Here is a 23871-nt window from a genome sequence, read left to right on the forward strand (position 1 = left end):
GTTGCCCGCCGCTGGGCTATTTCTTCGCCGCCGCCTTCTTCGCCGCCATCGCATCGCGGAAGCGCTTGCCCCAGCCCGGGCTTGCTTCCTGCTTGCCGCGCGCGATGGCCAGCGCATCGGCTTCGACATCCTTGGTGATGACCGACCCCGCGCCCACCGTGGCACCAGCGCCGATCGTCACTGGCGCGACGAGGGCCGAATTGGAACCGATGAAAGCCCCTGCTCCGATAACGGTCTTATATTTGAAAAATCCGTCGTAATTGCAGGTGATCGTGCCCGCGCCGATATTGGCTTCCGCGCCGACCTCGGCATCACCGAGATAGGTCAGGTGGCTCGCCTTTGCACCAGGCCCGAGCGTCGCCTTCTTCATTTCGACGAAATTGCCGACCTTCGATTTCTCGCCCATCACCGCGCCTGGGCGCAGCCGCGCGAACGGGCCCACCTCCGCCTTCGCGCCAACCGTCGCGCCTTCGATATGACTGAAGGCGTGAATCGTCGCGCCATCGCCGATGCTGACGCCGGGACCGAAAAACACGTTAGGCTCGATCACCACGTCGCGCCCAATCACCGTGTCATGCGCGAACCACACCGTCTCGGGGGCGATCAGCGTCGCGCCATCCGCCATCGCTTGGGCGCGACGCGTTGCCTGCCAAGAAGCCTCGACGTCTGCGAGTTCGCCGCGGCTATTGACCCCGGCGACTTCGGCTGCGCCAGTCTCGATCACCGCCGAGCGGCGCCCATCCGCCGCCGCGAGCATCACCACGTCGGGCAGATAATATTCACCCGCCGCATTGTCGTTGCCGACGCGCGCCAGCAGCGGGAACAGATCGGCGCTGCGCACCGCCATCAGGCCGGAATTGCACAGATCGACCGCACGCTCGGCGTCGGTCGCATCCTTATATTCGACCATCTTGTCGATGATGCCGTCGGTCGCGATGATGCGGCCATAGGCGGCGGCATCGGCGGGACGGAAACCGAGCACGACGATGGCAGGCGCGTCGTCCGCATTGAGCCGGTCGATCATCGCCTGCATCGTTGCCGAGGTGACGAGCGGCACGTCGCCGTACAGGATCAGCACATCGCCATCGAACCCGGCGAGCGCCGCTTCGGCCTGCGCCACCGCATGGCCGGTGCCTAGCTGCTCGGCCTGCAGCGCCGTCGCGATGCCGAGCGGCGAGACCGCCGCCTCGACTTGTTCGCGCCCGGCCCCCGTCACAACGACGGTGCGCTCCGCCTTCAATGCCGAAACCGCCGCGATCAAATGCAGCAGCATCGGCCGCCCCGCGATCGGGTGCAGCACCTTGTGCAGGTCGGACTTCATGCGGGTGCCCTTGCCCGCGGCAAGGATGATGGCGGCGAGAGGTCGGCTCATGGACACAGCCCTGCCACGACAGTCTTGCCAATTCCATAGCAACCCTGTCAGGCACCGCCGCATGACGAAGAATTCATTCCAGATCGTCGGGTTCGACCTCGATGGCACACTAGTCGACAGCAGCGGCGACCTGACCGCAGCGGTCAACGATACGCTCGCCTTTGCCGGGCGCCCGCTGCTGACGGTGGAGCAGGTCAAGACGATGGTCGGCGGCGGCGCGAAGCATATGCTGTCGCAGGGGCTGGAGGCGACAGGCGGTTGCACGCCGGAGGAATTCCGGCCGCTCTACAAACGGATGCTGGCCTATTACGGGGAGCATGTGTCGGTCCGCACGCGGCCCTTCCCGGGCGTGCTTGCGGCGCTCGACCAGCTCGATGCGATGGGCATCAAGAGCGCGATCGTCACCAACAAGTTCGAGTCGCTCGCGCGCCGATTGCTCGCCGATCTTGGGCTGACCGAACGGTTCGCCTGCATCATCGGCGGCGACACGATGGGCCCCGGCCTGTCCAAGCCGCACCGTGCTCCGATCGACGAGATGATCCGGCGCAGCGGTGGCAAGGTCGGAACGACTCGCGCGGCCTTCGTCGGCGATTCGATCTACGACATCATGGCCGCGAAGAATGCCGAGATTCCCGGCATCGCGGTCAGCTTCGGCTTCCTGCTCGAACCGGTCGAGGAGATGGGCGCGGATGCGGTGATCAATTCGTTCGACGAACTTGTGCCGACGCTGGAGCACCTCTCAACCTGAGGCCGGCCCCGCCCCACCCTTGCGCCACTTCGTCCACAAATGCCGGGCGAGCATCGCGGGCGGCATCCGAAGCCAGTGTGATCGGATATAAAAGGCCTGGCGCGTGATGGGCCTCGTCGGCCTGCCCCACCCATCACGCGCGGTGATGCGGCGCAGATAGGCGCGATCGGCGAGCCCCAACTCTGCCCGAGCACCGTACAGCGCGGCGGCCAGGCGAAGCGCGCGATCGACCTGATGCGACAGTCCATGATGCGCGGCCCGATCTGACAAGCCATCCCCGCCGAACTGCTCGACCAGGCAGTGCACATCCCACAGATTGCGCATCCCCCCAGCGAGATCACCATCGGCGAACAGATGCGCGGCGGCGTGGACGATCATGTCCTGCGGCGACAGCGTCCACAGCCCCGGCGCGACCTCCACCGCATCGGTCAGCAGCGCGTCTGCATCGGGCGTGATCCGCGCGGTAAGCGGCAGGATGGTGTGGTGCACGTCGATCATCCGGTCGCGATCGCGGTGGATCAGCGGGGGCAGCTCATGCATCCATTGCCGGTAGTAAGCGTCGTCATACGGGTCGGGCTTGACCCACTCCCATCCCGCGCCGAGCAGCGCGGCCTCGACCGCGTCGAGCGTCTCGCGCGGCACCAGGATGTCGAGATCGCCGATCGAGCGCCCCTGCCCGGCCTGCAAATCCGCCGCGACGAATGCCGTCCCTTTCAGCAGCACGAGCGGCACGCCGAGCGGTGCCAGCGCCCGCCGCGCTGCCTCCGCCTCCCACAAGGCGATGATGCGCCCCTGTTCCGCCGAGGCCCGGGCATCGGCAAGGATGCGCGCAACACCCGCTGGCACCGCCACGCCGTCCAACCGCCAAGCGAGCGTCCCGATCATCTGTTCCGCGCGCGCAATCGACAGCAGCGCCGTCCAGCCCTCGGCATCGAGAGCGCGCACGCTCTCGGGTGAGCGCAGCGCTTCGGCGAGCATCCAGCCGTCTAGCGCGCCGCCCATGCGGCCTCCACTTGCGCGATGGCGCTCGCCGTATCGGGATAGTCGATCGCGCGCGCCGGCACGCTCTTCACGAGCGCGGCCAGCGCATCGAACCCGCGCTCGCCGATCGCGACATAATTGGTCGAGGCTTGCGTCAGCCGCACGAAAACCTCGCTCGGCAACACATCGCGCGCTGCCGCCTCGAAGCCGAAGCTTGGAAACAGGATCAGCGCGGGCCGCACCGGTATGTCCATTGCCGCCACCGCCGCCACATCCGGCACGACGTGGCGGATGCTGCCCTTGGGCGTCCCCTCCAGCAGCGGGCCGAAGCGATCGGCCGACACCCCCGCCGCGACCGTGGCGATACTCGCATTCTTCAGGCTGATCAGCCGCGGGAAAGCGTGGATCAGCCCGGTTTCTGGATCGAGCAGCGCGAATTCATCGCCCATCAGCCGCCACCCGCGCAGACTGAGCAGCGCCGCGAGCGTCGATTTACCCGCGCCCGAAACGCCGGTCAGGATAAGCGCCTGACCATCACGCTCGACCACGGCGGCATGCAGCAGCAGATAGCGCCGCTGCCCCAGCGCCATCTGCAAATTCATCCCCATTTCGGCTGCGAGCAATCCTTGCGCCAGCGGCAACGGCGCCGCCTCGGGCAGGATATAATCGCCGCCGATCATCACTGCGGCACGGACAAAACGCCGCCACGGCCGCGCCGCGAACAGCCGCACGGTGAAGTCAGGCACGCCATCGTGCGGCTTGGGATAGGCAGCGTAGAGCCGCTCCAGCTGTGCGATCGGCGCGCGCCAGTCGGACCCGACGCGGAACCCGACCGGCCCGATCCGCACGGCAAACTTATGTTTCACGCCCGCGCCACCAGGCCGGTCGCGACCAGTTCGTCGAGCCGCGCCAGCAGGGCCGCGTCGTCGGCATCGCCAAGGTCATACTCCGCCGCCAGCCGCACGAGCAGCGCCGCCCGCGTCAGCCCCGCCTCCCCCAGCGTCGCCAGGATTTCGGGCGCAGGCGACGTCACGAGGTGCGTGATGCCCGACGCGCGGTGATAGATTGCGGCGAAACTGTCGAGATGAACGATCTTCAGCGTTTCGGGCCGCGCCATGCGGTACACCGTCCCGCCGCCCGGATCCTGCACCGGGTCAGCCGCGCGGCATTTGCAGCGACGCAAAGCAGGTGAAGCCGCTCGTCCCCGATTGCAGGCGCCGGATGTAATTGGTGTAGGCCCGGCTCTGGTCGTAGGTCGTACCGGGCAACTGCCCGCCTGCCAGCGCGGTGCGAACTTCCTCGCCCTTGAAAGGACGCCCCGGCGGCGCGAATGCGCCTTGGGTGCCGCTCGGCACCGTCGTGCCGTCTGCGGCGATATAGCTGCCCGCGCGGCCAGGATCGGGCACGGGAATTTCGCAGGTCGAAATCGACGCCGTGGTCGCGGCAAGCGCCGGGCGGATCGACACGACAGCCGCCGCCCCGACCGCCCCAAGCATCAGCGCTCGGCGACGAGTGGCGTTTGGCGCGTCGGTCGGATCGTCGTTCATCATGTAAAGCCCTTCCACATTCGTAAATCGGTGGCAAGCAAGGCCATTGGAGTTAAGCATCTTTCCGCGATCCAGCGCGGGACAGGTCGCGCCTTCCGCCGCCGTGCGCAGGCGGCGGCCATTGTCGCCGCGCGCGTTGACCCGTAAGGGCCATGGCCATGTTGCAAGGCTTCGGTTCACGAACCTTTTCGGCGATCGGCATCGTGCTCGTCGCGACGGTCGCGGTGTTTCTGATCGACGCCGGGGTCGAAGCGGCGCTGATCACGCTCGTCGGCGGCATCGCCGCGGCGCTGGTCGCGACCGGCGTGGGCGACCAGCCGATCGAGGGACCGCTGCCCATTCCCGCGCCCGCCCCGCCTGCTGCACCCGAGGTTCAGGAGGTGATCGAGGCGATCGTCGAGCCGGTGCTGATCGTCGCGGAGGGCCGCGTCACCAACGCCAACCGCGTGGCGCTCGCCCTGCTCGGCAAGCATATCGTCGGCGAAGACGTGCGCGTCGCGATTCGCCATCCCGGCGCCGCCGAACGGCTCGCCAGCCCGATGTCGGGCGTGCCGCAGGGGCCGATCAATCTGGTCGGGCTCGGCACGGTCGACCAGCATTGGGAAATGCACATCGGTCGCGCGGCCGGTGGGCAGCGGATCGTGCAGTTGGTGGATCAGACCGGCAACTACGCCGCCGAGAAGATGCGCGTCGATTTCGTCGCCAATGCCAGCCACGAACTGCGCACGCCGCTTGCCTCGATCCTCGGTTACATCGAAACCCTGGGGGACGAAAAGGCAGGGGCCGACCCGGACGTCCGCGCGCGCTTCCTGAAAATCATGTTCGACGAGGCGCGGCGGATGCAGCGCCTCGTCGAGGACCTGATCTCGCTCAGCCGGATCGAGGCGGAGAAATACCGCCTGCCCGACCGTGCGGTCGATCTGGGCGCGCTGATCGGCGAAGTCCGCTCGGAACTGTTCGACGGCCAGGACCGGCGTAACAACGACATCGTCGCGGCGATCGACCCAGGGGTTCCCCCCGTGATCGGCGACCGCGCGCAGTTGAGCCAGATGCTGCACAATCTGATCGGCAATGCGATGAAATACGGGCGGCCGGGCACGCCGGTCGAGGTCAAACTGTGGCGTGATCCGGCGGGAATGGTGCGGATCAGCGTCGCCGACGAAGGCGAAGGCATCGCGCCAGAACACGTGCCCCGTCTGACCGAACGGTTTTACCGTGTCGACCCCGGCCGCAGCCGCGCGGCAGGCGGCACCGGCCTCGGCCTCGCGATCGTCAAACATATCGTCGAGCGGCATCGCGGCCGGCTCGACGTGGCGAGCATCGTCGGGACCGGCACGACGATTACGGTGATGCTCCCCGCGCAGACTCCGGCCCAAGCGGACCCTGTCATCAAACCGTAACGCGAGTGTCACACAGGATGCCCGTCGCCCTGCTAGCGCGACTCCGGGGCAGGTTCCGCCCAAGGGGAAATTCCATGAGCCGGATCGCTGCCAAACTGTCGCTCGTGTCGTGCGCGGCATCGATGCTCAGCCTCACTGCGTGCCAGGATCAGGCCAATGGCGGGGGCGCAGGCTCGCGCGACCACATCACCGTCGTCGGCTCCTCGACGGTCTTTCCGTTCAGCACGATCGTCGCCGAACAACTCGTCAACGCCACGCCAGGCGTGAAATCACCTGCGATCGAGGCGACCGGAACGGGTTCCGGCATGAAGCTGTTTTGTGCAGGAATCGGGGCGGGGCATCCCGATATCGAGGACGCATCGCGCCGCATGAAGGCGAGCGAATATGCGCTGTGCAAAGCCAATGGCGTCGACAAGATTCTCGAAATCCACGTCGGTCTCGACGGCATCGCGTTCGCCGAATCGAAGTCCGGTCCGAAGCTGCAACTGACGGCCGTCGATCTTTACAAGGCACTGGCCGCGACGCCGATGGGAAAGGCCAACACGGCGAAAACGTGGAGGGACGTCAACCCAGCGCTCCCGGCGATCCCAATTCAGGTCTACGGTCCGCCCGCCACCAGCGGCACGCGCGACGCGCTGGCCGAACTGGTCCTTGCGCGCGGCTGCGACTCGATCACTCCGGCGCTTGCCGAAACCAGGGAAAAGAACCCGAACGCCTACGCTAAGGCCTGTACGGCGATCCGGGAGGACGGCGCGTATGTCGATGCCGGCGAGAACGACAATCTGATCGTGCAGAAACTGCAATCCAACCCCAATGCGATTGGCATCTTCGGCTATTCGTATCTCGAGGAAAAAAAGGACAAGTTGAACGGCGTGCCACTCAACGGGGTCGAGCCGACCTATGAGACGATCGCGCGCGGTGCCTATCCCGGATCGCGTCCGCTGTTCCTCTACGTCAAAAAGGCACACCTCACCGCGATCAAGGGCTTGCGCGAATATCTTGCGCTCTATGCAAAGGCCTGGGATCCAAGCGGGCCGCTCGTTGCCAAGGGGCTGATCGCCGCGCCCGAAGACGTCCGCAAACGCAGTGCGCAGATCGTCAAGGACGAGACACCATTAGATCCGGCGACGCTGCAATAACGATGTCGATCGCCGCGCTCTTCCTCGTCATTGCCGGGCTGGGCCTGATCGGCTGGCTGACCGCGCGAATGCGCGCGGTCGATTTCCGGCGCGGGAGCAGCGCGCGCTTCAGTTCGCTGCCGTCGCATTTCGGCGGCTATGTCGCCTTGTGGACGATGCTGCCGGCGGCTCTGTTTCTGGCGGTGTGGGCCTCCACGTCGCCCGCACTCGTCACCGATCGAGTGCTGCGCGACCCCGCCGCCGCGCAATTGCCGCCACCGGGTTTCGATCGGGCCGCGATCCTGTCGGAGGCGCGCAGTCTCGCTGCTGGTACCAGCTTTGGCGCGTTCAATCCGCTGTCGCAGACATTGGCACCGGCCTACGCTGCGGCACAGATACGCTTCGACTGGATCGGCAGCGCGGCGGCCCTGTTGCTCGCCTTTGCTGGCGGCGCGTTCGCCTACACCCGTGTCCGCCCCGATTTCCGCGCGCGCAGCCAGATCGAGCGAGTGGTGATGGCGGGGCTGCTCGGTGCGTCGCTGATCGCGATCCTGACGACGATGGGCATCGTCGCGTCGCTGCTGTTCGAATCGTGGCGTTTCTTCAATATCGTGCCGATCGGCGATTTCCTGTTCGGCACGCATTGGAGCCCGCAAGTCATCGATCCCGCCGACCCGGGCAAGACGCTCGGCGCAGTGCCACTTTTCTGGGGCACCTTCTTCATCGGTGCCGTGATCGCGATGATCGTGGCGATCCCGTTCGGGCTGATGAGCGCGGTGTACCTCACGCAATATGCCACGCCGACCGCGCGGCGCTGGATGAAGCCAATCCTCGAGGTGCTCGCCGGCGTACCGACCGTTGTGTACGGCTATTTCGCGGCGCTGACCGTCGCTCCCGCGATCCGTTCGTTCGCGGTGTCGATCGGCCTCCCCTACGCGAGTTCGGAAAGCGCGCTGGCCGCCGGTCTGGTGATGGGGGTGATGATCATCCCGTTCGTCTCCTCGATGGCGGACAATTCGCTTGCGGCCGTACCTACATCGATGCGCGACGGCAGTCTGGCGATGGGCGCCACCTCGTCAGAGACGATCCGCCGCGTCCTGCTCCCCGCCGCTCTGCCCGGCGTGGTTGGCGGCGTACTGCTCGCGGTCAGCCGCGCGATCGGTGAGACAATGATTGTGGTGATGGCGGCAAGCGGCGTCGCCACACTGACCCTCAACCCGTTCGACAGCGCGACCACCGTGACCAAGCAGATCGTCGACCTTTTGACCGGCGAGGCGGAATTCGACAGCCCCAAGACGCTCGCCGCCTTCGCGCTTGGCCTGACGCTGTTCGTCATCACCCTGCTCCTCAACATCGTCGCGCTGACGGTCGTGAAACGGTATCGCGAAGCCTATGAGTGAGACGCTCGTCCCCGGCATTGCGGTGACCGCAGCGGAGCCCGCCGAGCGCGCGCCGACCGACTGGCGCACCGCGTCGATGCAGCGGCGCATCCGGCGGCGCTATGCGGCGGAGCGGCGCTTCCGCTTCCTGGGGCTGGCGGCGGTGGTGCTGTCGGCGGGATTCCTCGCCGTGCTGTTGATTTCGATGCTGTTCAACGGCGCGAGCGGCTTCGTGCAGACGCAGATCGCACTACCGATGGATTTCACGCGCGCTGGCCTCGCGATCGATCCGGCGCGGCTCAAAGGGCCCGGTGCCGATCTGGCGCTGGTGTCCGCAGGCATCGAGCAGACGACCGACGCCGCGGCTGTCGCCGCTTACGGCAACGACGGCGTACAGTTCTTGTCCGACGGTGCTTGGCTCAGCGTGCGCGACGCTGTGAAACGCAACCCGGCAATCCTGCGCGGTCGCGCCACCATCTGGGTTCCCGCGGCGGGCAAAATCGACGTGGCCGCCAAGCGCGAGGGCGATCCAGCGTCCGAGGCGATCGTTGCGCAGTTGCGTGCCAGAAACGCGCTGTCGAGCAGCATCAACCTTCCCTTCCTCACCGCATCCGACTCGAACGATCCCACCCGAGCGGGCATTTGGGGCGCGTTCAAAGGCTCGCTCTTCACGATGTTCGTGACGCTGCTGCTCGCTTTCCCGATCGGCGTGCTCTCGGCGCTGTACCTCGAGGAATATGCGCCGCGGAACCGCTGGACCGATCTGATCGAGGTGTCCATCAACAACCTTGCCGCGGTACCTTCGATCATCTTCGGCCTGCTCGGGCTGGCGGTGTTCCTCGGCACCTTCGGCCTGCCCCGCTCGGCGCCGATCGTCGGCGGCCTGACGCTTGCCTTGATGACGATGCCGGTGATCGTGATCGCCGGGCGCAACGCGATCAAAGCGGTGCCACCCTCGATTCGCGACGCCGCGCTCGGCGTAGGGGCGAGCCCGATCCAGGTCGTCTTCCACCACGTCCTGCCGCTTGCCCTGCCCGGTATCCTGACCGGCACGATCATCGGGATGGCGCGCGCGCTGGGCGAGACTGCCCCGCTGTTGATGATCGGGATGCGCGCGTTCATCGCCTCCCCGCCCGACAAACTGACCGATCCGGCGACCGCGCTGCCGGTGCAGATTTTCCTGTGGTCCGATCAGATCGACCGCGCCTTCATCGAGAAGACCAGCGCCGCGATCCTCGTCCTGCTCGTCTTCCTGCTCGCGATGAACGGTTTCGCGATCTACCTCCGCAACAAGTTCGAGACTCGCTGGTGACCATCCCCAACCAACCCAAGATCGCCGCGCACCACGTCAACGTCTGGTACGGCGCGAAGCAGGCGATCAACGACGTCTCGCTCAATTTCGATTCGGACCGGGTGACCGCGCTGATCGGCCCGTCGGGCTGCGGCAAATCGACCTTCCTGCGCACGCTCAATCGGATGAACGACACCGTGCCGTCCGCGCGGGTCGAGGGCGACATCACGCTCGACGGCGAGAATATCTACGCGCCCGAGATGGACGTGGTGCAGCTGCGCGCCCGCGTCGGCATGGTGTTTCAGAAACCCAATCCCTTCCCCAAATCGATCTTCGAAAACGTCGCCTACGGCCCGCGCATCCACGGCCTTGCCGCGAACAGGCCGCAGCTCGCAGAGATTGTAGAGAAATCGCTGCGTCGCGCGGGGCTATGGGACGAGGTCAAGGATCGCCTGGGCGAGAGCGGCACGGCGCTGTCCGGTGGCCAGCAGCAGCGGCTGTGCATCGCCCGCGCGATCGCGGTCGATCCCGAAGTGATCCTGATGGACGAGCCGTGCTCAGCGCTCGATCCGATCGCGACCGCCAAGATCGAGGAGTTGATCCACGAACTGAAGGGTCGCTACGCCATCGTGATCGTCACGCACAACATGCAACAGGCGGCGCGCGTGTCACAGCGGACCGCCTTTTTCCACCTGGGGACGCTGATCGAATATGGCGCGACCTCGGACATCTTCACCAATCCCCGCCAGGAGCGGACCAAGGATTACATCACCGGCCGGTACGGCTGATAGGAAATGCCCTTGAACGACCATACGATCAAAGCATTCGACGAAGAGATTGGCCAACTGCGTGGACTGATCGCTCAAATGGGCGGTTTGGCCGAACATGCCATTGCCGCCGCGATGGAGGCACTACGCCGCCACGATCTGGAAGGCGCGCGGGCGATCGTCGCAGGCGACAAGAAGATCGACGCGCTGGAGATGGAGGTCGAGGCGCTGGCGGTCCGGATCATCGCGCTGCGTGCTCCGCTCGCCAATGATCTGCGCGAGGTCGTCGCGGCGCTCAAGATCGCGGGCGTGGTGGAGCGGATCGGCGATTATGCCAAGAACATCGCCAAGCGCGTGCCGCTGATCGAGAGTCACGGCGAGATCGAGCCGCTCTCGGTCCTGCCCGCCATGTCGGCGCTGGCGGTGCAGATGGTGCATGACGCGCTCGATGCCTTCGCCGCGCGCGATGCCGAAGCGGCGGTCGAAGTGTGCGATCGCGACCGCCAGGTCGACGATTTCTACAACAGCCTGTTCCGCGTGCTGGTCACCCACATGATGGAAAACCCCAAGACGATCGGCCAGGTCGCGCAATTGCTGTTCGTCGCCAAGAATCTCGAGCGCGTCGGCGACCATGCGACCAACATTGCCGAAATGATCTATTTCGCGGCGACCGGCACGCACATGGCCGAGCGCGACCGCGGCACCATACCCCTTACCTGAAGGAGCGATCGACATGGCACGAGCCAAAATGTTGCTGGTGGAAGACGATGCGGCGCTCGCCGAGCTGCTGATCTGGCACTTCAAGCGCGAGGATTTCGAAATCGCGCAGACCCCCGATGGCGAGGAAGCGCTGCTGCTCGCCAAGGAAAATGCGCCCGACATCGTCCTGCTCGACTGGATGGTCGAGGGGCTGTCGGGGATCGAAGTATGCCGCCGCCTGCGCCGGATGCCGGAAACCGCGAACGTGCCGATCATCATGCTCACCGCGCGCGGCGAGGAAGAGGACCGGGTCCGCGGTCTGGAAACGGGCGCGGACGATTACGTGACCAAGCCCTTCTCGCCGCGCGAACTGGTGGCGCGCGTCGGAGCCGTGCTGCGCCGTGTGCGCCCTGCACTGGCGGGCGAGCAGCTTACCTATTCGGACATTGAGATGGATACCGTCGGCCACAAGGTGCGCCGGTCTGGCGAGGTCATTCCGCTGGGGCCGACCGAATTCCGCCTGCTCAAGCATTTCCTGGAGCACCCCGGCTGGGTGTTTAGCCGCGAACGCCTGCTCGATGCGGTGTGGGGGCATGACAGCGACATCGAAAGCCGCACCGTCGACGTCCATATCCGTCGCCTGCGCAAGGCAATTAACCGCGGCGAGCGGCCCGACATCATCCGCACCGTGCGATCGGCCGGCTACGCACTCGATTCGGGAGCGTAAAGAAAGTTTGGAGCCATGCGAGGGCATGTGCGTTTGACCCGGCGAGCAGCGCGTAATGCTGCCCGTTCGCAGGAGAATGCATATGAAGATCCTGATGTTTGCGGCCCTGGCCGCCGCCGTCGCCACCCCCGCGCTCGCACAGACAATGCCTGCCCCCGCCCCTGCGCAGGATCCGGGGATGGCGCAGCCCGCACCCCCGCCGCCGCCCGCCGATCCGGCAATGGCACCGACGCCTCCGGCCCCGCCAGCTCCGCCGGCCGCGCCAATGACGACGCCGGACGCCAACATGTCGGGCGCAGTTCCGTCGGCACCGATGCCCGCGACCGGCACCTATCCGATGTGTTCGCGCACGGTTGTCGATCAGTGCACCGAGCGTTCGAACGCTCGTGGCGAGCGCCTGCACTCGACGCCGCGCCCGCGTAAGCGCTGAACCAATTGTGGGGCCTGCGCCCCGCCGGTAAAAGCGTAACCAGCCGACGCGTAGGAACTCCTGCGCGTCGGCTTTTCGTATGTCGGGTATGGCTTGCACCGCGCGCATTATGGCCTAGGACGCCTCCACAGATTTTGAGGAGTGCAATCCATGTCCATTCGTTTCGAAGATAAGGTCGCCATTGTCACCGGTGCGGGCGGCGGGCTCGGCCGCGCCTATGCGCTCGAACTCGCGCGGCGCGGCGCGAAGGTCGTCGTCAACGATCTCGGCGGCGCGCGCGACGGCACCGGTCACAGCGACGCCGCGCTGAAGGTAGTCGAGGAGATCAAAGCCGCTGGCGGCGAGGCGATGTCCAACGGCGGCAGCGTCACCGAATATGAGCAGATGGTCGAGATGGTCGCCAAGGCCAAGGAAGCCTGGGGCGGCGTTCATATCCTGATCAACAATGCCGGCGTGCTGCGCGACAAGAGCTTCGCCAAGATGGAGCCGGCCGATTTCAAGTTCGTGATCGACGTGCACCTCAACGGCTCGGCGAATTGCACCAAGGCGGTGTGGGAAACCATGCGCGCGCAGAACTACGGCCGCATCCTGATGACGGCCTCGTCGACCGGTCTGTACGGCAATTTTGGCCAGGCGAATTACGGTGCGGCCAAGCTCGGTCTCGCTGGGCTGACCAAGACGCTCGCGATCGAGGGCGCGAAGAACAACATCAAGGTCAATACGATCGCGCCTACCGCGGGCACGCGCATGACCGAGGACTTGTTCCCGCCAGAGGCGTTCGCCGCCTTCGCACCGGAGAAGGTCGCCCCCGCCGCACTCTATCTCGTGTCCGAAGAAGCCCCGACCAACCAGATCATCGGCGCCGGTGCGGGCGTGTTCCAGGCCGCCTATGTGACGCTGACGCAAGGCAAATTGCTGACCGGGGACGATCTCTCGCCTGAAGGCATCGCGGCGCACTGGGCAGAGATTACCGATCGTACCGATGAGCTGACCCCGCAGAGCGGTTCCGAGCAATCGATGAGCATTCTCAAGAAGCTGCAGGGCGGCTGATCGCACGGTCACTCGCTGTATTGCTACACCATTACACCTATGGTATTCCTCCTGTTACCAACAGGAGGAAACACCATGTATAGCGAAAGCGATATCGACGGTGCGGTGACGGCGGGCGCGATCAGCGCCCAGGCCGCCGCCGCCCTTCGCAACCACATCGCCGCGAGCAACGCTGCCCCGGCGGTCGATGAAGAGCATTTCCGCCTGCTGTCGGGCTTCAACGACATTTTCGTCTCGATCGCGATTGCGCTGGTGCTGACTGCGGTCGCATGGATCGGCAAGTCGATCACGACACCGCTGGCCGGTGCGCTCGTCGCGATCACTGCCTGGTCGCTCGCAGAATATTTCACGCGCGCCCGGCGCATGGCGCTGCCGAGCATCTTGTTGCTCCTCGCTTTTGTCGGCGGCGTGGCGGCTACATTCGTCGGGGTTCTGGTCGAACTGAAGTTAGACCTCTCAGATTCGACCAGTGCCGCGATCGGTGCAGGCATCGCTCTGATCGCGACAGGCGCTGCCTGGCTGCACTGGCGCCGGTTCATGGTGCCGATCACCGTTGCGGCGGGCGCAGGCGCTGCGGTTGCGGTCGTGGTCGGACTGGTTATGGCCGCCCTTCCGGGTGCGAAAGAGGCGATCTATCCGCTGCTGCTGCTGTGCGGCCTCGCCGTGTTCGCGCTGGCGATGCGCTGGGACATGTCGGATCGCGAACGCCGCACGCGCCGTTCTGATGTCGCCTTCTGGCTCCACCTCGCCGCCGCACCGATGATCGCACATCCGGTGTTCCACATGCTCGGCGTGTTCGGCGGCGATATCGGCATCGGCACGGCGCTGATCGTGCTGGCGCTCTACCTCGCCTTCGCCTTTGTGGCGCTGGCGGTCGATCGTCGCGCCTTGCTCGTCTCCAGCCTCGTCTACGTCCTCTACGCGATGTACGCACTGTTCCAGAATGCAGGCGCGGTCGAGCTGGCCTGGGCGTTCACGGCGTTGGTGATCGGATCGGCGTTGCTGACGCTTTCGGCCTTCTGGCCAACGATGCGGCGAATGGTCGTTGCGACGTTGGGTAATCTGGGGGATCGCCTACCGCCCGTCGGGCAGATGGTAGCGGCCTGATGAAAACGTGCGCGCTGCGTCTGGCGCAGCGCGCACTTACAGCTGCTAGTCGACGATCTTCATCAACCGCCGCTCTACGGGCGCCAGCACTGGGCCTAGCTCATGCCCGCGCTTCAATACCGCGCCATGTTCGCCGATCAGCGCCCACATGCCTTGCCTGTTGCGCAAAGCGGGGCGCTTCTCGATGCGGAATTCGGGGCGTTCGGCGGCACGGCGGAAGGCCGCGAACACCGCCGCATCGGACGTAAACTCGATCGCATAATCACGCCATAGCCCGGCCGCGACCATCCGACCGTACAGATCGAGGATACGGGTCAGTTCGAGGCGTTCGAAGCCGATCTGCGGCGCGGCCCCGCGCGGGATTGGGAATGGGGTAACCGTGCCCATCAGATCACGCGCGATGGATCACGCACGATCGCGCTGATCCTCATTCTCCGCCAGCAACGCGTCCAGCCGCTTGCGCATCGTTTCCAGCTCACAGCGTAGCAACTCGACCTTCTGCGTCGCCGGATCGAACATCTCGCTGCACGGCGTGCCGTAAGCGAGGAACCCAGCCGGCTTCTGTCCGCCCTCGACCATGGTCGCACGCGCCGGAATGCCGACCATCACCGCGCCCTCGACCACATCGCGCGTCACCACGGCATTTGCGCCAACCCGAGATCCCTTGCCGAGCGTGATCGGTCCGAGCACCTGAGCACCCGACCCGATGATGACATTGTCGCACAATGTCGGATGCCGCTTGCCCGGCACGCCATTGTCCGGGTTGGTCCCGCCCAGCGTGACGCACTGGTAGATCGTGACGTTATCGCCGATCAAAGCGGTCTCTCCGATCACGACGAAGCCGTGGTCGATGAAGAAATTGCGTCCGATCGTGGCACCGGGATGAATGTCGATCGCCGTCAGAAAGCGGGACAGGTGGTTCACGGCGCGCGCCAGGAAGAAAAACCGAGCCTTGAACAGGGCGTGTGCGATGCGGTGATAGCCCAGCGCCCAGACGCCGGGATACGTCAGTATCTCCAACCGCGATCGGGGTGCCGGGTCCCGTGCCTTGATCGAATCGAGATAGGCGACCAATCGACCCATCATACCGGTATCCCCTTTGTATCGGCGACTATCTAGGGCGTCGGTCCAACGAATTAAAGAACCGTCCCATCGTTAACTTGTGGCCTCTAAACCCTATCTACCTTGTGGGATTTGGGCGCTGCGGTGCAGGATCGGCTATGCCAGATTTCTCGACCGTCGATTTTGCCGCCATTTTTGCCATCATGTTGCCCTTCATTCTGGTCGGTTTTGCAGCGCAGATGGTCGATGGCGCGCTCGGCATGGCGTTCGGGGTGATCAACAACACATTGCTGGTTGTGTTCCTCGGGGTGCCGCCCGCGCTCGCGTCGGCCAGCGTCCATGCGGTCGAGACATTTACCACCGCAGCATCGGGTATAAGCCACATCGCCCATCGCAACGTCGACTGGCGGTTGTTCCGACGGCTGGTCATTCCCGGCGTGCTCGGTGGCATTCTCGGGGCTTACGTCCTCAGCAATATTGATGGATCGGTCGCGCGGCCGTTCGTGATGGCGTATCTCGCGGCGATCGGCCTGTATCTGCTCTATCGCGCGTGGCGTGGCCGGGTCGAGCCGCGCGAGCCTAAGATTATCGAGCCGCTCGGTTTCGCCGGCGGCTTCCTCGATGCGGCGGGCGGCGGCGGCTGGGGGCCGGTGGTGACCTCCAACCTGCTGGTGCAGGGGGCAGCGCCGCGCACCACGATCGGCACGGTCAACACGTCGGAATTCTTCCTGACCGCCACGATCTCGGCGACCTTCATCGCGACGCTGGGCTTTGCCGCCTTCACGCTGCAGACATTGGGCATTCTGATCGGCGGCTTGCTTGCCGCACCCTTTGGCGCGGTGATCGCCAAGCGGGTGCCGCCGCGCCCATTGATGGGGTTGGTCGGCACCCTGCTGACTGTGACGAGCGCCTATTCGATCTGGGCGGCGCTCGCCTGAGGCCAGGCGGTCAGTTCAGTGCCGAGTGCACCGTCGCAACGGCCTTCATCACAGCGCCGATCCGGACCGAGGTCTGGATTGCCTCGGCGGTGACGCCCGCCTTCTTCAGGATCTGTTCGTGGCTGTCGATACACATGCCGCAGCCGTTCATCGCGCTGACCGCCAGGCTGAACAGTTCGAAATCGACCTTCTCGATGCCCGGCTGGCCGATCAGGTTCATGCGCAGCTTCGCGGGCATCCGCTGATATTCGTCATTCCCGGCGAGATGGGTGAACCGGTAATAGACATTGTTCATCGCCATCAGCGCCGCCGCACCGCGCGCGGCATTGGCCGCTTCGGCCGACAGCTTCGGCGCGCAATCGAGCTCGGCTGCATCGACCAGCGGCTTGTACCCGGTCGCATGGGCGCAGGCGAGAAGAAGGCCGAACTTCTGCTGATCGGGCAGATGCGCTTCGTTCAGCAAAGATCCGACGTTGAGCCGGATGTCCTTGGCAAAATCCGGGAGCGTCCCGGCGAATTCCTTGAGTGACATGAGATTCTACCTTCAATCTCCCCTCCTGCCTGCGGGAGGGGTTGGGGGAGGCCTGACACAGAAAAGGGGCGCTCCGAACGCGGCACGCCCCTTCCCTGCCCCCCTCCCGCACGCGGGAGGGGAATTGCTTTTACGCCGCCAGCTGGAGGACGTCGTCGCCCTTGTTCCAGTTGCACGGGCACAGCTCGTCGGTCTGCAGCGCGTCGAGCACGCGCAGCGTCTCCGCCGGGTTGCGGCCGACGTTCAGGCCGTTGACCTGCACCGCCTGGATCACGTTGTCAGGATCGATGATGAAGGTCGCGCGGTATGCGACATGCTCGTTCTTGTCGAGAATGCCGAGCGCCGAGGCGAGCACCGCACCGTTATCGGCGATCCACGGGAAATCCGCCGCCGCCAGATCCGGGTCGGACTTGCGCCACGCGAGGTGGACGTGCGCGGTGTCGGTCGATGCGCCGATCAGCACCGCGTCGCGATCCTCGAAGTCCTGCTTCAGGTTTGCGTAACCGACGATTTCGGTCGGGCAGACGAAGGTGAAATCCTTCGGCCAGTAGAACAGCACCTTCCACTTGCCGGGGAACGCATCCTGGCTGAGCGTTTCGCCAGCGGGGAGCGCATTGGTTCCCTGCTGAACGGGGACGGTGAAATCGGGCAGCTTGTCGCCGATGGTAAGCATAGTCTTGGCCTCCTGAGAAAACGGGGCCTTGTTCGACATCCTCGCACGCGGCGTGTCCCGCCGTCTTTGCTGCAGTGCATATAGGCGCTGTCTATTATCGATCCAATGGGTTATTTGTACACCCTTGATCGATTGGAGCGATAAATGGCAACCTATCTGCCGACGCTGAAGCAGCTGCAATATTTGGTCGCATTGCAGGACCACGGCCATTTCGGCCGCGCGGCAGACGCCTGTTTCGTCACGCAATCGACGCTGTCGGCCGGGCTTCGCGAACTCGAGACGCTGATCGGGGTGATCCTGGTCGAACGCACGCGGCGCGTGGTGCGCTTCACGCCGCTGGGCGATCGAATCGCCGACAAGGCGCGCCGCGTGCTGCGCGAAGCCGAGGAGCTTGGCGACATGGCGCGGGCAGCAGGACGCCCCTTGTCCGGTGAGATGCGCATGAGCGTCATCCCGACGATCGCGCCGTTCATGCTGCCGCGCATCCTGCCGCGCCTGCGCCGCGACTATCCCGACCTCAAGCTGTTCCTGCGCGAGGAGCCGAGCGGCCCGGCGTGCGAGGGGCTGCACCACGGCCGCGCCGATTGCGTGCTGCTGGCCTTGCCCTACGCCTGTGGCGAGGTGGCGTCGCAATTCCTGTTCGACGACAGGTTATTCATTGCGGGGCAGCCAGGCGACATGGGGAATGTTTCGCTCGCCATGCCCTCCGCCGAGATCGACGAGACCCGTTTGCTGCTGCTCGAAGACGGACATTGCCTGAAGGACCACGCGCTTTCCGCCTGCGCCCGGCCCGAACTGCGCGCCGAGGCGACGATGATGGGCACATCGCTGCACACGATCGTGCAGATGATCGATAATGGGCTGGGCCTGACGATGCTGCCCGAAATGGCGCTTAAGGCGGGAATCCTCGATCATACCGGGCTGGTCGCCCGGCCGCTAGATGCAGCAAACCCCGCGCGCAAGATCGCGCTCGTGTGGCGCCGCGGCAGCCCGCGTGAGAAGGACTTCCAGCTGCTCGCCACCGTCCTGGCCGAGGCCGCCTAGGAACCAAATTCGGCCTTCACCCGTATCTCCCCCGCGCGGTCCCACCCGGACCCGCCCGTTTCAAGTGGAGAGATTCATGATTTCCAAGAGCAAACTGTACCTGACTGCCGCGCTTGCGGGCTCGCTGTCGGTCGGCGCTGTCGCCAACGCGCAGACCAGCGCACCGGCCGCAGGCGCGCCGGCCACGGCGGCCCCCGCTGCGCCGACGGCAACGCAGAATCCGATGGTCGGCGGCGTCGCAATGGACGCGACCAAGCCGATCGCTGTCAACGCCGCAGCCGCGCCGAACCTGTCGACGCTGGTGACGGCGGTGAAGGCCGCGGGCCTCGCCACCACCCTGTCCGGCCCGGGTCCGTTCACCGTGTTCGCGCCGACCAACGACGCCTTCACGCGTCTGGCCCCCGGCACGGTCGACACGCTGCTGAAGCCGGAGAATAAGGCGACGCTCGCGAAGGTGCTGACCTATCACGTCGTCCCCGGCACGTTGACCTTTGCCGATCTGCAGGAAAAGGCGAAGGCGAACGGCGGCAAGGTCGTGCTGACCACGGTCGAAGGCGAGCCGCTCACCCTGAACGTCAGTGCGACCGCGGTCGAGCTGGTCGATGTGAATGGCAACAAGAGCTATGTCGAAACGCCCGACGTCAAGCAGTCGAACGGTGTCGTTCACGTCGTGAACGGCGTGGTGCTGCCGAAGCTCTAAGCGTTCCACCGCGCGGCGGCGGCATCGTCGCTGCCGCGCGGTTCTACCCATGTCACGGCGTCCCCGCGCGTTTCCTTCTTCCAGAACGGCGCATCGGTTTTCAACCGATCGATCAGGAAGGCGCAGGCCTCAAGCGCGGCCGCGCGATGCGCCGCCGCCGTGCCGACGAACACCACCACATCGCCCGGCACCATGGCGCCGACACGGTGCGTGATCCGCGCGTCGATGAGGCCCCACCGCTCCATCGCCTCCGCCGCCAGTGCGGCCAACGCGGCCTCGGTCGCGCCGGGATAATGTTCCAGTTCCAGCGTGGCGACGCCATCATCGGCGCGGACCAGCCCTACGAACGTCGCGACGCCACCGGCACCACCTACCGCAATCGCGGCATATTCGGCTCCAACGTTTATGGTATCAGGGCCGACGGTAATCATCCGCCCGTCACTGGTGGAAAGACCGCCACCTCGCGCGCGTCGACCACCGAGGCATCGAGCCCGACAAAGGTCTGGTCGACCGCTGCGCGCAGCCGGGTGACATCCGCGAACGCTGCGGCATGCGCGGCGCTGCTGGCGGCAAGCCAGTCGATCAGATTGCGTACCGTGCTGATCCCGGCCGGCGGCGCGACGGTTTCGCCGCCCTTTCCGATCCGCTCGCGTACCCAGGCAAAATAGACCATTTCAATCGTCACGCGCGGTCAATCCATATGCTTCAGGCCGACGCGGAGATAATCCCAGCCGGTAATGACGGTCAGCACCGCCGCGATCCATAGCGCACCAAGGCCAACCTGCCCGATCCACTGCTGCTGCGGCGCTGCGCCGCCGAGGATCAGCGCACCTAGCGCGACCAGCTGCAGCGTGGTCTTCCATTTCGCCAGTTTCGAAACGGGTACCGAAACCTGTAATTGCGCCATGAATTCGCGCAGCCCCGACACCGCGATTTCGCGCAACAGGATAATCAACGCCGCGATCTGATGCACGCCCGATATGACCGCCGGATTCGCGTCTCGCGCACCGACGAGCAGCAAAACCACCGCCGCCACCATGATTTTATCGGCGATCGGATCGAGAAAAACGCCAAGTTTCGAGACCGTCCCGTTGGCGCGCGCCAGGTAGCCGTCGAAATAATCGGTGATGCCCATCAGGCAGTAGAGAATGAAACCGGCTGCGTAACCATCGGCCCAACCCGGCCACCACAGGAACCAGGCCAGCAACGGCACCGCGACGATCCGCGACAGGGTAAGCAGATTGGGTAAGGTCAGCACGGCTCCGCTCTAGCCCGGCGGGACGCCCGGCGAAACCCCGCGCCGACGCGGAATGCGCGGCGGCGGCACGACAAGCGGGTTGCTGGCGCTATCGCCCCTAGTCTATGGACGGGGCTTGTTCCGTAATTTCGAGGCCCCGACGACATTATGCTCAACGCGCTCGGCTTGCTGAAAGAGCGCCGTTTTCTGCCACTTTTCGTGACGCAGTTTCTGGGAGCCTTCAACGACAACCTGTTCAAGACGAGCATGGTGCTGTTCGCGACGTACCACATCTATAACAGCGCCGAGACCGAACAGAATTTCAACGCGATCGCGACGGCGCTCGGCATCCTGCCGTTCATGCTGCTCTCCGCGCTGTCGGGGCAGTTGGCCGACAGCCATGATAAGGCGCGTATCATCCGCATCGTGAAGACGGCGGAAATCGCGATCATGCTGCTGGGGGCCGGGGGCATGATGCTGGCGCTCTACGGCTTCACCCAAATCGGCCTGGGGCTGATGCTCGGCGCGGTGCTGTTCCTCGGCGTGCATTCGACCTTCTTCGGCCCGATCAAATACGCGATCCTGCCGCAGCATCTCCATGAGGATGAAGTGCTGGGCGGCACGGGCCTGGTCGAGGCAGCCACCTATATCGCCATCCTGCTCGGCACTGTGCTGGCGGGCGTGATGGCGGTGCAGCACGCGGCGATCGCTGTGCTCGTCGTCGCGCTGGTCGGCTGGGCGGTCGGGTTCCAGGTGCCCCCCGCCCCGCGCGAGGGGCCGAAGCTCAAGATCGACTACAACCCATTTACCGCATCATGGCGGCTCATCTCCGGTACGATGCACATCCGCCGCCTGTTCCTGGCGATCGTCGCGATCAGCTTCTTCTGGACGATGGGCGCGGTGCTCATCATCATCTTCCCGCCGCTCGCAAAGAACGTGCTGACCGCCGACAAGCATGTCTCGACGCTTATGATTGCGCTGTTTTCGATCGGCGTCGCGGTCGGATCGGTGCTGATCAACGCCTTGCTGAAGGGCCATACCTCGGCACGCTATGGTCCCGCCTCGGTGATCGTGATGGGCCTGTTCGTCGTTGCCTTCTCACTGCTCTGCCGCGCATGGCCGGCGGCCCCGGCGGGCACGCTTTACGACCTCATCGACTTCATCGAACTGCCGCGTGCCATCATGGTGATCCTGGTACTGATGGGCATCGCGATCAGCGGCGGCATGTTCGTCGTGCCGCTCTACGCCTTCCTCACCACGACGGTGACGAAAGATCAGACCGCACGCACGGTCGCCGCCAACAATGTTGTCAATGCGGGTGCGATGGTGGTTGGCGCGGTGGGAGTGCAGGGTTTGTCGATCGCGGGCGTGACGCCGGAGAACATGCTGTTGCTGGTCGCCGCGATGAGCCCGATTGCCGCGCTCCTGGCGCACAAGCTTCATCAGGCGTGCGATTGAGCCGCCGGCTTCACCCGATGAAGGTGTAGAAGCAGATAAAGAAAGCGGAAAAGGCGAGCGCGAACAGCTTCACGTCATTGTCGTCGCGCGTCCGCGCCTGCTCGATCCGGGTGAGCACCAGCGCCTGACGGAACGGATGGCGAGCGACGGGCGCGATCGGCGAGAGGGTGCGTTGCATGGCAAGGAGTTAACGCTCCGTTTACGATTTCGACCAGCGCTGTTTATGGTTAGCGCCGTCTAAATCCGGGACAGTCAAATCTTGCAAAAGCGCGGATCGCGTGCGAGCGCGCCAGGGCCCGATTGCACCCGAAAGGTCTCGATTTCCGGATGTCGCATACCCCTTCCCCGCTCGCCCGCCCCTTCCCCGCGATGCCGCAGATTGCCGGTGTCACGCCCCACGTCGCGCGGGCGCAATACAAGACATGGGATCGTTGCGACCTGACCTTCGTCAGCTTCGCGCCGGGCACGCATGTTGCGGGGGTCACGACGCAAAGCAAATGCCCCTCGCCCGAGGTCGAATGGTGCCGCGCCGCGCTGGTCCTCGGACAGGCGCGCGCACTGGTCGTCAACGCCGGCAACGCCAATGCCTTTACCGGCCAGCGCGGGCGCGCGGCGGTCGAGGCGGTCGCTGCGCGTGCGGCGGGGCATCTTGGATGCCAGCCCTCCGACGTGTTCGTCGCGTCGACTGGCGTCATCGGCGTGCCTTTGCCGATCGACAAAGCCGAGGCTGGGCTCGATGCCGCTTTCGCCGCCGAACCGTGTTCATGGGAGGATGTCGCCACCACGATCGGCACCACCGACACCTTCACCAAGGGCGCGATGACGACGGCGATCGTCGATGGCCGCACCGTCACCTTGATCGGCGTTATCAAGGGATCGGGCATGATCGCACCGGACATGGCGACGATGCTCGGTTTCATCTTCACCGACGCGGCGGTCGATCCCGCCTTCCTGCAAGCCGCTTTATCCGAGGCCAACCGCGCGAGCTTCTCCTGCATCACGGTCGATAGCGACACTTCGACCAGCGACACGGTGCTCGCCTTCGCGACCGGGGCGGCGGGCAACGCACCGCTCACTGGTTCCGACGATGCCGGTGCCGATGCCTTCCGCGCGGCCCTGTCGGACCTGTGCCTGCAACTTGCGCACCTCGTCGTGCGCGACGGCGAAGGGGCGTCGAAATTCATCGAGATCGCGGTGACCGGTGCCGAGAGCGACATGAGCGCGCGCACGATCGCGCTCAGCATCGCCAACTCGCCGCTCGTCAAAACAGCGATCGCCGGCGAGGATGCCAATTGGGGTCGTGTCGTAATGGCGGTCGGCAAAGCCGGTGAGCCGGCCGAGCGCGATCTGCTAAGCATCCGTTTCGGCGACACGCAGGTTGCAACCGGCGGGCTTGCCGTCGCTGGATATGACGAAGCGCCGGTCGCGGCGCACCTGAAGGGTCAGGACATCGAAATCGGCGTCGATCTGGGGCTCGGCGACGGCCGCGCGACGGTTTGGACGTGCGACCTCACCCACGGTTACATCTCGATCAACGCCGACTATCGGAGCTGAAGGAGCGAAGATCTCGGGCGCAAACCCGCCGTCGACGTGACGGCAGGTTTGCGCCCG

Annotated in this window: 29 protein-coding genes; 16 read left to right on the plus strand and 13 right to left on the minus strand. The window is 65.3% G+C overall.

Translation table 11 applies throughout. The features are described from left to right. Positions 1–16: 16 nt before the first annotated feature. Positions 17–1372 (minus strand): bifunctional UDP-N-acetylglucosamine diphosphorylase/glucosamine-1-phosphate N-acetyltransferase GlmU, encoded by a 1356-nt coding sequence (gene glmU / locus AB5I39_RS00665; RefSeq protein ID WP_404369936.1) that lies wholly within the window; start codon positions 1370–1372, stop codon positions 17–19. A gap of 61 nt (positions 1373–1433) precedes the next feature. On the opposite strand from glmU, the gene AB5I39_RS00670 reads away from it, so the two are divergent. Beyond that, the gene (locus tag AB5I39_RS00670) at positions 1434–2120 is read left to right on the plus strand and encodes an HAD hydrolase-like protein (RefSeq protein ID WP_404369938.1); all 687 of its coding nucleotides are present in this window, start codon (positions 1434–1436) and stop codon (positions 2118–2120) included. Here AB5I39_RS00670 and AB5I39_RS00675 read toward each other — a convergent pair. From AB5I39_RS00675 to AB5I39_RS00690, 4 genes are read right to left on the minus strand one after another with little or no spacing between them, the layout of a single operon-like run. Continuing rightward, on the minus strand, positions 2112–3122 hold the full coding sequence (locus AB5I39_RS00675; protein WP_404369940.1) for a nucleotidyltransferase family protein: 1011 nt from the start codon (positions 3120–3122) through the stop codon (positions 2112–2114). The two genes, AB5I39_RS00670 and AB5I39_RS00675, sit on opposite strands and share 9 nt — an antisense overlap. Continuing rightward, positions 3107–3967 carry an HprK-related kinase A gene (locus AB5I39_RS00680; RefSeq protein ID WP_404369942.1) on the minus strand — a complete coding sequence of 287 codons (861 nt, stop codon included), beginning with the start codon at positions 3965–3967 and terminating at the stop codon, positions 3107–3109. The genes AB5I39_RS00675 and AB5I39_RS00680 overlap by 16 nt, the downstream gene beginning before the upstream one ends. Further along, the gene (locus AB5I39_RS00685; protein WP_404369944.1) at positions 3964–4251 is read right to left on the minus strand and encodes an HPr-rel-A system PqqD family peptide chaperone; all 288 of its coding nucleotides are present in this window, start codon (positions 4249–4251) and stop codon (positions 3964–3966) included. The genes AB5I39_RS00680 and AB5I39_RS00685 overlap by 4 nt, the downstream gene beginning before the upstream one ends. Positions 4252–4255: 4 nt before the next feature. Then, positions 4256–4648 (minus strand): hypothetical protein, encoded by a 393-nt coding sequence (locus AB5I39_RS00690; protein WP_404369946.1) that lies wholly within the window; start codon positions 4646–4648, stop codon positions 4256–4258. A gap of 158 nt (positions 4649–4806) precedes the next feature. Between AB5I39_RS00690 and AB5I39_RS00695 the strand changes: the two genes are divergently transcribed. The 10 genes from AB5I39_RS00695 to AB5I39_RS00740 all read left to right on the plus strand — a co-directional run bounded on the left by AB5I39_RS00695 (position 4807) and on the right by AB5I39_RS00740 (position 14616). Next, a complete protein-coding gene (locus AB5I39_RS00695) occupies positions 4807–6048 on the plus strand; it encodes an ATP-binding protein (RefSeq protein WP_404369948.1) in 1242 nt (413 codons plus the stop codon). Between the two features lie 74 nt (positions 6049–6122). Continuing rightward, positions 6123–7187 carry a substrate-binding domain-containing protein gene (locus AB5I39_RS00700; protein ID WP_404369950.1) on the plus strand — a complete coding sequence of 355 codons (1065 nt, stop codon included), beginning with the start codon at positions 6123–6125 and terminating at the stop codon, positions 7185–7187. A gap of 2 nt (positions 7188–7189) precedes the next feature. Continuing rightward, the gene (gene pstC / locus AB5I39_RS00705) at positions 7190–8566 is read left to right on the plus strand and encodes a phosphate ABC transporter permease subunit PstC (RefSeq protein WP_404369952.1); all 1377 of its coding nucleotides are present in this window, start codon (positions 7190–7192) and stop codon (positions 8564–8566) included. Continuing rightward, the gene (gene pstA, locus AB5I39_RS00710) at positions 8559–9857 is read left to right on the plus strand and encodes a phosphate ABC transporter permease PstA (RefSeq protein WP_404369954.1); all 1299 of its coding nucleotides are present in this window, start codon (positions 8559–8561) and stop codon (positions 9855–9857) included. Before pstC ends, pstA begins: the two co-directional genes overlap by 8 nt. Next, positions 9854–10624 (plus strand): phosphate ABC transporter ATP-binding protein PstB, encoded by a 771-nt coding sequence (pstB, locus tag AB5I39_RS00715; RefSeq protein ID WP_404369956.1) that lies wholly within the window; start codon positions 9854–9856, stop codon positions 10622–10624. The genes pstA and pstB overlap by 4 nt, the downstream gene beginning before the upstream one ends. Before the next feature lie 6 nt (positions 10625–10630). Then, positions 10631–11323: a phosphate signaling complex protein PhoU gene (gene phoU / locus AB5I39_RS00720; RefSeq protein WP_404369958.1), complete on the plus strand. Its 693-nt coding sequence runs from the start codon at positions 10631–10633 to the stop codon at positions 11321–11323. Positions 11324–11336: 13 nt separating this feature from the next. Further along, entirely contained in the window at positions 11337–12029 is a 693-nt protein-coding gene (phoB, locus tag AB5I39_RS00725) for a phosphate regulon transcriptional regulator PhoB (RefSeq protein ID WP_404369960.1), read from the plus strand. Between the two features lie 82 nt (positions 12030–12111). Next, complete coding sequence (locus AB5I39_RS00730) at positions 12112–12459, plus strand: hypothetical protein (protein ID WP_404369962.1); 348 nt, start codon at positions 12112–12114, stop codon at positions 12457–12459. A 150-nt stretch (positions 12460–12609) separates the two neighbouring features. Next, positions 12610–13509, plus strand: a complete 900-nt coding sequence (locus tag AB5I39_RS00735; protein ID WP_404369964.1) for an SDR family oxidoreductase — start codon at positions 12610–12612, stop codon at positions 13507–13509. Between the two features lie 75 nt (positions 13510–13584). Then, on the plus strand, positions 13585–14616 hold the full coding sequence (locus AB5I39_RS00740; protein WP_404369966.1) for a hypothetical protein: 1032 nt from the start codon (positions 13585–13587) through the stop codon (positions 14614–14616). Between the two features lie 45 nt (positions 14617–14661). On the opposite strand, the gene AB5I39_RS00745 is transcribed toward AB5I39_RS00740, so the two are convergent. Further along, positions 14662–15003, minus strand: a complete 342-nt coding sequence (locus AB5I39_RS00745) for a DUF2794 domain-containing protein (protein WP_404369968.1) — start codon at positions 15001–15003, stop codon at positions 14662–14664. Between the two features lie 18 nt (positions 15004–15021). Then, complete coding sequence (epsC, locus tag AB5I39_RS00750; protein WP_404369970.1) at positions 15022–15702, minus strand: serine O-acetyltransferase EpsC; 681 nt, start codon at positions 15700–15702, stop codon at positions 15022–15024. 134 nt (positions 15703–15836) lie between these two features. Here epsC and AB5I39_RS00755 point away from each other — a divergent pair, with 134 nt between their 5' ends. Beyond that, positions 15837–16616, plus strand: a complete 780-nt coding sequence (locus AB5I39_RS00755; protein ID WP_404369972.1) for a sulfite exporter TauE/SafE family protein — start codon at positions 15837–15839, stop codon at positions 16614–16616. A gap of 10 nt (positions 16617–16626) precedes the next feature. Here AB5I39_RS00755 and AB5I39_RS00760 read toward each other — a convergent pair whose 3' ends face one another. Beyond that, the gene (locus AB5I39_RS00760) at positions 16627–17148 is read right to left on the minus strand and encodes a carboxymuconolactone decarboxylase family protein (RefSeq protein WP_404369974.1); all 522 of its coding nucleotides are present in this window, start codon (positions 17146–17148) and stop codon (positions 16627–16629) included. Between the two features lie 130 nt (positions 17149–17278). Further along, positions 17279–17821: a peroxiredoxin gene (locus tag AB5I39_RS00765; RefSeq protein WP_404369975.1), complete on the minus strand. Its 543-nt coding sequence runs from the start codon at positions 17819–17821 to the stop codon at positions 17279–17281. Between the two features lie 144 nt (positions 17822–17965). On the opposite strand from AB5I39_RS00765, the gene AB5I39_RS00770 reads away from it, so the two are divergent. Then, positions 17966–18865: a hydrogen peroxide-inducible genes activator gene (locus tag AB5I39_RS00770; protein WP_404369977.1), complete on the plus strand. Its 900-nt coding sequence runs from the start codon at positions 17966–17968 to the stop codon at positions 18863–18865. 76 nt (positions 18866–18941) lie between these two features. After that, the gene (locus AB5I39_RS00775) at positions 18942–19565 is read left to right on the plus strand and encodes a fasciclin domain-containing protein (protein WP_404369978.1); all 624 of its coding nucleotides are present in this window, start codon (positions 18942–18944) and stop codon (positions 19563–19565) included. Here the strand turns inward: AB5I39_RS00775 and AB5I39_RS00780 are convergent. The 3 genes from AB5I39_RS00780 to pgsA are packed head-to-tail and all read right to left on the minus strand — an operon-like array spanning position 19562 to position 20823. After that, positions 19562–19996, minus strand: coding sequence for a molybdenum cofactor biosynthesis protein MoaE (locus AB5I39_RS00780; protein WP_404369980.1), 435 nt, complete (start codon positions 19994–19996; stop codon positions 19562–19564). The two genes, AB5I39_RS00775 and AB5I39_RS00780, sit on opposite strands and share 4 nt — an antisense overlap. After that, on the minus strand, positions 19993–20250 hold the full coding sequence (gene moaD, locus AB5I39_RS00785) for a molybdopterin converting factor subunit 1 (RefSeq protein WP_404369981.1): 258 nt from the start codon (positions 20248–20250) through the stop codon (positions 19993–19995). Before moaD ends, AB5I39_RS00780 begins: the two co-directional genes overlap by 4 nt. Positions 20251–20256: 6 nt before the next feature. Beyond that, entirely contained in the window at positions 20257–20823 is a 567-nt protein-coding gene (gene pgsA / locus AB5I39_RS00790) for a CDP-diacylglycerol--glycerol-3-phosphate 3-phosphatidyltransferase (protein ID WP_404369983.1), read from the minus strand. 147 nt (positions 20824–20970) lie between these two features. Here pgsA and AB5I39_RS00795 point away from each other — a divergent pair, with 147 nt between their 5' ends. After that, on the plus strand, positions 20971–22260 hold the full coding sequence (locus AB5I39_RS00795; protein WP_404369984.1) for an MFS transporter: 1290 nt from the start codon (positions 20971–20973) through the stop codon (positions 22258–22260). Positions 22261–22270: 10 nt separating this feature from the next. On the opposite strand, the gene AB5I39_RS00800 is transcribed toward AB5I39_RS00795, so the two are convergent. After that, positions 22271–22438, minus strand: coding sequence for a hypothetical protein (locus AB5I39_RS00800; protein WP_404369986.1), 168 nt, complete (start codon positions 22436–22438; stop codon positions 22271–22273). Positions 22439–22587: 149 nt separating this feature from the next. Between AB5I39_RS00800 and argJ the strand changes: the two genes are divergently transcribed. Beyond that, positions 22588–23814: a bifunctional glutamate N-acetyltransferase/amino-acid acetyltransferase ArgJ gene (gene argJ, locus AB5I39_RS00805; RefSeq protein WP_404369987.1), complete on the plus strand. Its 1227-nt coding sequence runs from the start codon at positions 22588–22590 to the stop codon at positions 23812–23814. Positions 23815–23871 lie beyond the last annotated feature (57 nt).

The organism is Sphingomonas sp. MMS24-J45, assembly GCF_044881195.1.
Taxonomy (GTDB): domain Bacteria; phylum Pseudomonadota; class Alphaproteobacteria; order Sphingomonadales; family Sphingomonadaceae; genus Sphingomonas.

What these genes read in the sequence shown, in the direction of transcription:
- AB5I39_RS00730 (WP_404369962.1), top strand. Translation starts at nt 12,112, where the DNA reads ATGAAGATCCTGATGTTTGCGGCCCTGGCCGCCGCCGTCGCCACCCCC.
- AB5I39_RS00735 (WP_404369964.1), top strand. Translation starts at nt 12,610, where the DNA reads ATGTCCATTCGTTTCGAAGATAAGGTCGCCATTGTCACCGGTGCGGGC.
- glmU (WP_404369936.1), bottom strand. Translation starts at nt 1,372, where the DNA reads ATGAGCCGACCTCTCGCCGCCATCATCCTTGCCGCGGGCAAGGGCACC.
- epsC (WP_404369970.1), bottom strand. Translation starts at nt 15,702, where the DNA reads ATGATGGGTCGATTGGTCGCCTATCTCGATTCGATCAAGGCACGGGAC.
- AB5I39_RS00770 (WP_404369977.1), top strand. Translation starts at nt 17,966, where the DNA reads ATGGCAACCTATCTGCCGACGCTGAAGCAGCTGCAATATTTGGTCGCA.
- AB5I39_RS00695 (WP_404369948.1), top strand. Translation starts at nt 4,807, where the DNA reads ATGTTGCAAGGCTTCGGTTCACGAACCTTTTCGGCGATCGGCATCGTG.
- phoB (WP_404369960.1), top strand. Translation starts at nt 11,337, where the DNA reads ATGGCACGAGCCAAAATGTTGCTGGTGGAAGACGATGCGGCGCTCGCC.
- AB5I39_RS00755 (WP_404369972.1), top strand. Translation starts at nt 15,837, where the DNA reads ATGCCAGATTTCTCGACCGTCGATTTTGCCGCCATTTTTGCCATCATG.
- AB5I39_RS00780 (WP_404369980.1), bottom strand. Translation starts at nt 19,996, where the DNA reads ATGATTACCGTCGGCCCTGATACCATAAACGTTGGAGCCGAATATGCC.
- AB5I39_RS00745 (WP_404369968.1), bottom strand. Translation starts at nt 15,003, where the DNA reads ATGGGCACGGTTACCCCATTCCCAATCCCGCGCGGGGCCGCGCCGCAG.
- AB5I39_RS00690 (WP_404369946.1), bottom strand. Translation starts at nt 4,648, where the DNA reads ATGAACGACGATCCGACCGACGCGCCAAACGCCACTCGTCGCCGAGCG.
- AB5I39_RS00740 (WP_404369966.1), top strand. Translation starts at nt 13,585, where the DNA reads ATGTATAGCGAAAGCGATATCGACGGTGCGGTGACGGCGGGCGCGATC.
- argJ (WP_404369987.1), top strand. Translation starts at nt 22,588, where the DNA reads ATGTCGCATACCCCTTCCCCGCTCGCCCGCCCCTTCCCCGCGATGCCG.
- phoU (WP_404369958.1), top strand. Translation starts at nt 10,631, where the DNA reads ATGCCCTTGAACGACCATACGATCAAAGCATTCGACGAAGAGATTGGC.
- pstC (WP_404369952.1), top strand. Translation starts at nt 7,190, where the DNA reads ATGTCGATCGCCGCGCTCTTCCTCGTCATTGCCGGGCTGGGCCTGATC.
- pstA (WP_404369954.1), top strand. Translation starts at nt 8,559, where the DNA reads ATGAGTGAGACGCTCGTCCCCGGCATTGCGGTGACCGCAGCGGAGCCC.
- AB5I39_RS00765 (WP_404369975.1), bottom strand. Translation starts at nt 17,821, where the DNA reads ATGCTTACCATCGGCGACAAGCTGCCCGATTTCACCGTCCCCGTTCAG.
- AB5I39_RS00700 (WP_404369950.1), top strand. Translation starts at nt 6,123, where the DNA reads ATGAGCCGGATCGCTGCCAAACTGTCGCTCGTGTCGTGCGCGGCATCG.
- AB5I39_RS00800 (WP_404369986.1), bottom strand. Translation starts at nt 22,438, where the DNA reads ATGCAACGCACCCTCTCGCCGATCGCGCCCGTCGCTCGCCATCCGTTC.
- AB5I39_RS00675 (WP_404369940.1), bottom strand. Translation starts at nt 3,122, where the DNA reads ATGGGCGGCGCGCTAGACGGCTGGATGCTCGCCGAAGCGCTGCGCTCA.
- AB5I39_RS00760 (WP_404369974.1), bottom strand. Translation starts at nt 17,148, where the DNA reads ATGTCACTCAAGGAATTCGCCGGGACGCTCCCGGATTTTGCCAAGGAC.
- AB5I39_RS00775 (WP_404369978.1), top strand. Translation starts at nt 18,942, where the DNA reads ATGATTTCCAAGAGCAAACTGTACCTGACTGCCGCGCTTGCGGGCTCG.
- AB5I39_RS00795 (WP_404369984.1), top strand. Translation starts at nt 20,971, where the DNA reads ATGCTCAACGCGCTCGGCTTGCTGAAAGAGCGCCGTTTTCTGCCACTT.
- AB5I39_RS00670 (WP_404369938.1), top strand. Translation starts at nt 1,434, where the DNA reads ATGACGAAGAATTCATTCCAGATCGTCGGGTTCGACCTCGATGGCACA.